4 protein-coding genes and 2 pseudogenes are annotated in these 5,181 nt (G+C 33.1%); 3 read left to right on the top strand and 3 right to left on the bottom strand.

All coding sequences use genetic code 11. From position 1 onward, the window contains the following. The 3 genes from GFJ36_RS11925 to GFJ36_RS11915 form a co-directional block, all read right to left on the bottom strand. A partial coding sequence (locus GFJ36_RS11925; RefSeq protein ID WP_242015974.1) for an ABC transporter ATP-binding protein occupies positions 1 to 513 on the bottom strand: 513 nt, incomplete at its 3' end. 284 nt (positions 514 to 797) lie between these two features. Then, positions 798 to 1,874, bottom strand: coding sequence for a sensor histidine kinase (locus tag GFJ36_RS11920; RefSeq protein ID WP_157349581.1), 1,077 nt, complete (start codon positions 1,872 to 1,874; stop codon positions 798 to 800). Further along, positions 1,871 to 2,557 (bottom strand): response regulator transcription factor, encoded by a 687-nt coding sequence (locus GFJ36_RS11915; RefSeq protein ID WP_157349580.1) that lies wholly within the window; start codon positions 2,555 to 2,557, stop codon positions 1,871 to 1,873. The genes GFJ36_RS11920 and GFJ36_RS11915 overlap by 4 nt, the downstream gene beginning before the upstream one ends. A gap of 397 nt (positions 2,558 to 2,954) precedes the next feature. Between GFJ36_RS11915 and GFJ36_RS11910 the strand changes: the two genes are divergently transcribed. From GFJ36_RS11910 to dut, 3 genes and pseudogenes are all read left to right on the top strand, one after another. Beyond that, positions 2,955 to 3,467, top strand: coding sequence for an AAA family ATPase (locus GFJ36_RS11910; RefSeq protein WP_306475323.1), 513 nt, complete (start codon positions 2,955 to 2,957; stop codon positions 3,465 to 3,467). Between the two features lie 282 nt (positions 3,468 to 3,749). Next, a pseudogene (locus tag GFJ36_RS29550) lies at positions 3,750 to 3,896 on the top strand (Fur-regulated basic protein FbpA). Then, a pseudogene (dut, locus tag GFJ36_RS11905) lies at positions 3,874 to 4,320 on the top strand (dUTP diphosphatase). The pseudogenes GFJ36_RS29550 and dut overlap by 23 nt, the downstream one beginning before the upstream one ends. Positions 4,321 to 5,181 lie beyond the last annotated feature (861 nt).

Genomic DNA, 5,181 nt, shown 5'->3' with positions numbered 1-5,181 from the left:
ATCCCCTAAAATAATTGCTGGCTCATGCACTAACGCACGAGCTGCTGCTGAACGCTGCTTTTGTCCACCGGATACTTCAGATGGATACTTTTGAAGGATTGCTGAGATCCCTAACATATCAGCTACCTTTTCTACTTTCTGTCCAATATTTCGTGATGGGACACCTTGAAGTGAAAGTGGAAGTGCAATATTTTCGTAAATAGATAAATTCTCTAATAAGTTAAAGTCTTGGAAAATGAATCCTAATTTTTGTGAACGGAAATCAGAAAGCTCACCTTGCTTCATTTTCGTAATATCCGTTCCTGCAATTTCAACAACGCCGCCTGTCGCTTTATCTAACGTTGAAATTACATTTAATAATGTTGTTTTACCAGAACCAGATGGCCCCATAATACCGACAAACTCCCCCTCTTGAATTGAGAATGATACACCTTTTAACGCGTGCGATTGATTCTCACCTTTTTTACCGTACAATTTTTGAATGGTTTTTACATCTACAACTGGTTTTATCATATATATCCTCCTATGTTTGTTTTTTCATTTCTTTAAAATAAGCTGCTATTCATATTTGCTACTAACAAAATAGTCATGTTGCATCTACCTTTTCCATAAGGCTGTCACGATGTATCCAATTGAAAGCTGTAAAGAAAATTTTATTTTTAATTTCTCCACTCACCTCATTGCTTTGAATACATACATGATAAACTATGAAAATTAGGAAACACCCTGTAAAATCCTTAAGAATTCTTAAGTTTTATAAAAAAAAGCTTATGGAACCTGTAATTCCATAAGCCAATCTATTTGATTGGATGTTCAACAATAAAGGATATCCAACCTTCTTTATATTCTGCATGTATATTACCATGATGAAGTTCAACAATTCTTTTTGAGATAGCAAGTCCCAGTCCATTTCCTTGATCATTTTTTCTTGCCTTATCACCCCTGAAAAATCTTTCAAACAATTTATTAGGGTCGCTAACAGGCGGCTTCTCGACTTTATTTGATACTTTCAAAATTGCTTTGTTACCTATTAATTCAAGACATACGGATAATTCGGAAGGTTTCATGCTGTACTTTATCGCATTCATAAACAGATTTTCATATACACGTACCATTTTTTCTACATCCATGAAAATAGGTATTGTTTCTTCCGTTATTGATTTTTGAACGATTAAACTTTCCTTTTCAAATATAGGAATGTATTCTCCAACTATTTGCTCCAACAAACCTGATAAATCAACTTCATTAAAGTTTAACTTAGCATCTATGCCTGATAAACGAGTATATTCAAACAGCTCATCAATTAAATATTTCAGTCTCTGTGACTTTGAATAAGTGGTTTCAAGGTATTCCTGTAATTGTGTTTTACTGTTGTATTGCCCTCTTTTTAATAAATCTATATAGCCAATAATAGATGTTAACGGTGTGCGTAAGTCATGAGATACATTGGTTATAAGTTCATTTTTTGTACGTTCTAATCGTCTTTCTTGTTCAAATGTATTTTCCAATTCCTTGGACATATAGTTGATATTTTGAGCAAGTTGGGTCAATTCGTCCTTCCCCTTAATCCCAATTGTCAAACCCAGTTTTCCATTTGCAATATCATTTACATTATCCGAAATGAGCTTCAAATATACTATTTTCTTTCGAACCAATATCAAAAAAATTATTATAAAGTTAAAGATTGCGAACGCGAATAAGAACAACAATGCCAAATTGAATTCAAACATACCAAATTCTTCTTGTTTTACAAATAATGGATCTATGACGTATGCCAAAATGAGGATTGTTAAACCAAATGAAATAAAAAAACTAACTGCAACAGCACCAAGAAGTTTTATAATGATCTTATTTCTAAAACTAACATTCTTCATATTTTATATCCAATTCCCCAAACAGTTTTAATATAAATAGGATGTTTAGAATCCTCTTCAATTTTGTCTCTTATTTTTGTAATATGCACCATGACGGTATTATCCGATTTATAAAAAGCATCTTTCCAAATTGCTTCATATATTTTTGCTACACTCAGGACAATCCCTTTGTTACGGGCAAGTAGTTCGAGTATATCAAACTCTTTTGGAGTTAGCCTTGTTTCCTTTCCCCTTACCCATACTTGACGTGTATCTGTATTCACGGCTAAATCACCAATTTCTAGGATACTTTTATTATGATTTATTGATGTATTGTATTTTTTAAACCTTCTTAATTGGGATTTTACCCTAGCGATTAATTCCAATGGGTTAAACGGTTTTGATAAATAATCGTCGGCACCAGAGGCTAGACCCTGAATTTTGTCTATATCCTCTGATTTTGCAGATAGCATAATGATAGGCATATTGCGGTCTTCCCTAATCTTCATGCAAGCTTCAATACCATCCATATCCGGCATCATAATATCTAAAATAATAAGATCAAACTCCTTTTCTTCTAACAGTTGTAAAGCTTCCATAGCATCTTCTGTCTTTTGAGTTTTTAGTCCTTCATTTTCCAAATAAACAGAGATAAGATTTCTAATCTCTTTATCATCATCAACAATAAGAATTTTTGAATCCATATTATTCCTCCACATTTTTTCTCGTATTGAACAACTAAAGACATAAGCAGGTGAAACATTTCTATCTTACTTTCTTCAAATTAATTCCTTCAATTATTTTGTCTCCAATAAACCTTGAATTTGGAAAGGCTGCATCAACTGATTTCTAGTTCATTATATACATAAAATAAGAAAGTTAACTATTTTCATACTTAACCCCTTACAGGTTTGAATTCATAATTATATACTAGCATCCAAATCTTAAGAAAAAGGGGAAAAAGTTCTTAAGAATTCTTAAGCTTTCTACAGCATTTTGTCATAAGAATATATGGTGAAAGGGAAATTAAGTTGTCTTAGTTTAAAAAAGGCAGAAAGGATAATGAATTGAATGGATAAATGAGAATGTTTAAAGAAACAAATAAAAGAAAAGTATAAAAAGCATTATGTAGATAGGTCCTTTGTTCTTGCGATAGATGGTTTAAGTGGTGCTGGGAAAACGACACTAGTACATCAACTAAAAAATATCTTAGATAATATAGTAATTATCCATATAGATGATCATATTGTTGAGAAAGCTGAGAGGTATAATACAGGGCACGATGAATGGTTTGAATATTATCAGTTACAATGGGATACTAATTATCTAAATGAACACTTATACGATAAATTGTATCAAAATGAAAAGTATCTATCTTTGCCATTTTACAACAAGGAAAAAGATACATTTACACAGAGAACGATAAAGATAACACCTAAAAGTATTGTAATCATTGAAGGCATTTTTCTTTTGAGGGAAGAATGGAAAACATTTTATGATTACGTAGTATTCTTAGATTGTCCTAGGGATATAAGATACGAGCGTGTACTTCATCGTGATACATACATAGGGGATTTGGAAGAGCGATTAAAGAAATACCAAAATAGATATTGAGTAGCAGAAGATTATTATTTAAAAAAGCAACAGCCTTTAGAATTTGCTCATTACGTTCAACAACTAGAGGGGGCTAATTAATAACTATTCGCTATTCTATTCTAAAGAATAAGCGTATTCAAATTTCATTATTTAATGCTTACAAAAAGAGCACTAAAAATCAGTGCTCTTTTTTATATTTAATTGGGGGTGACCTATTTTTTTAGCTTGATAGCGATGTGGCGGTACCCCTATAAGGAAGTACAAAAGGATATATAAGAGGAAAAGCAGTTAGGAGGCAATATGGGGCAAGACGTTTTAATCAACAAATTAATTGATAATTAAATATTCAAGCTACCAGATGGGCGCGATCTCTTTGAGGGGAGTTGCGAGGAACTGGCACTACTATTAAAAGGAGCGAATATGAATGAATTTAAGAGTGAAGATTAAGAGGTTGAAAGATATAGAGTTGCCAAGATATGCAAAGCTTGGTGACGCTGGTTTTGATCTTGTAGCAGCAGAAGACACAGTTATCTGGCCGGGAGAAACGAAGGTTGTGAAAACTGGACTAGCCTTTGAGATTCCGTCAGGATACGAACTTCAGGTGAGACCGCGTAGCGGTATGACGTGTGGTACAAAGTTATGTGTAATCCTTGGAACTGTGGATAGTGGTTTTTGAGGAGAAGTTGGTGTATTGGTAGATGATACGGAAAGATATACCGGGGCGGATATGAAAGCCCATGTTTTTGAAAGGGGAACTCGTATAGCACAAGGCGTCATAGCACCAGTGGAAACAGCTCATTTTGTAGAAGTAGACGAGCTATTGGAATCAGAAAGAGGAAATCGTGGGTTCGGATCTACAGGGGTAAAGTAAGACCAAATTTGAACTTTGTACACATATGCAAAGAGTGTGGGGAGAATCTTATAAATAAAATCTTTATTTGAATAAAAAAATGGCCCTTACTATTACGTAAGAGCCCATAAACAGAGAAAAAGTCGTATGTGACACTATATGAGAATCACAATAATATTTTAGTGTTTAAATATATAGTTGTCTGTACATGCAGAGTGTAAATTGAGATGAACAAAACCCTTATTTAAATGAAGAAGCCCTAGATTTAGGGCTCTAGGGCTTCGTTTGTTGGTATACTTCACACAATATTATAAAGGAAATAGAACTTACTGAAGATAACATATGAATGTTTCATAAATGTATCAAAAAAGTGAACAAAATCGTTATTTTGTACATCAAGGTAGTCAGCGTAATTAAATAATTGCTTGTAAAAAAAGAAGCCCCACAGGAAATATTACAGGGCTTCACCAAGTTGAGTTATGTCGTATTCACAAGGGATTTTAACATGATATTTGTGTTGAATGAACTGGTAAATGTGTCCAAGTAATTTGGAGCTATTTTATAAAAAAAGAGAAGCGCTTAATCAGGACGCTCCTCTTAATGCCAATACACAATAACTATCCCATTATACTGTATAAGCGTAAAATATTTAACAATTACCTTCATGGTAAATATTTCATTTTTCATTAGTTTAAAACCTAAAAAGAGCACTTAATAAAGTGCTCTCGTGACGAGATTATCCATTTGTAAAGACTATTTCAATATATAGAGAAAGGAACACAGAATATTATATGTATGCCCAGTTAATTGAGTGCTTTTTACAAACAAAGAGCAGCTAGCAAAAGCTAACTACTCGGTTCTCCAAGGGGGAACAAGGAGAAA

It is taken from the genome of Bacillus sp. EE-W1 (assembly GCF_009760835.1).
Lineage (GTDB): Bacteria > Bacillota > Bacilli > Bacillales > Bacillaceae_G > Bacillus_A > Bacillus_A wiedmannii.
This window is presented reverse-complemented; position numbering and strand designations above follow the sequence as displayed.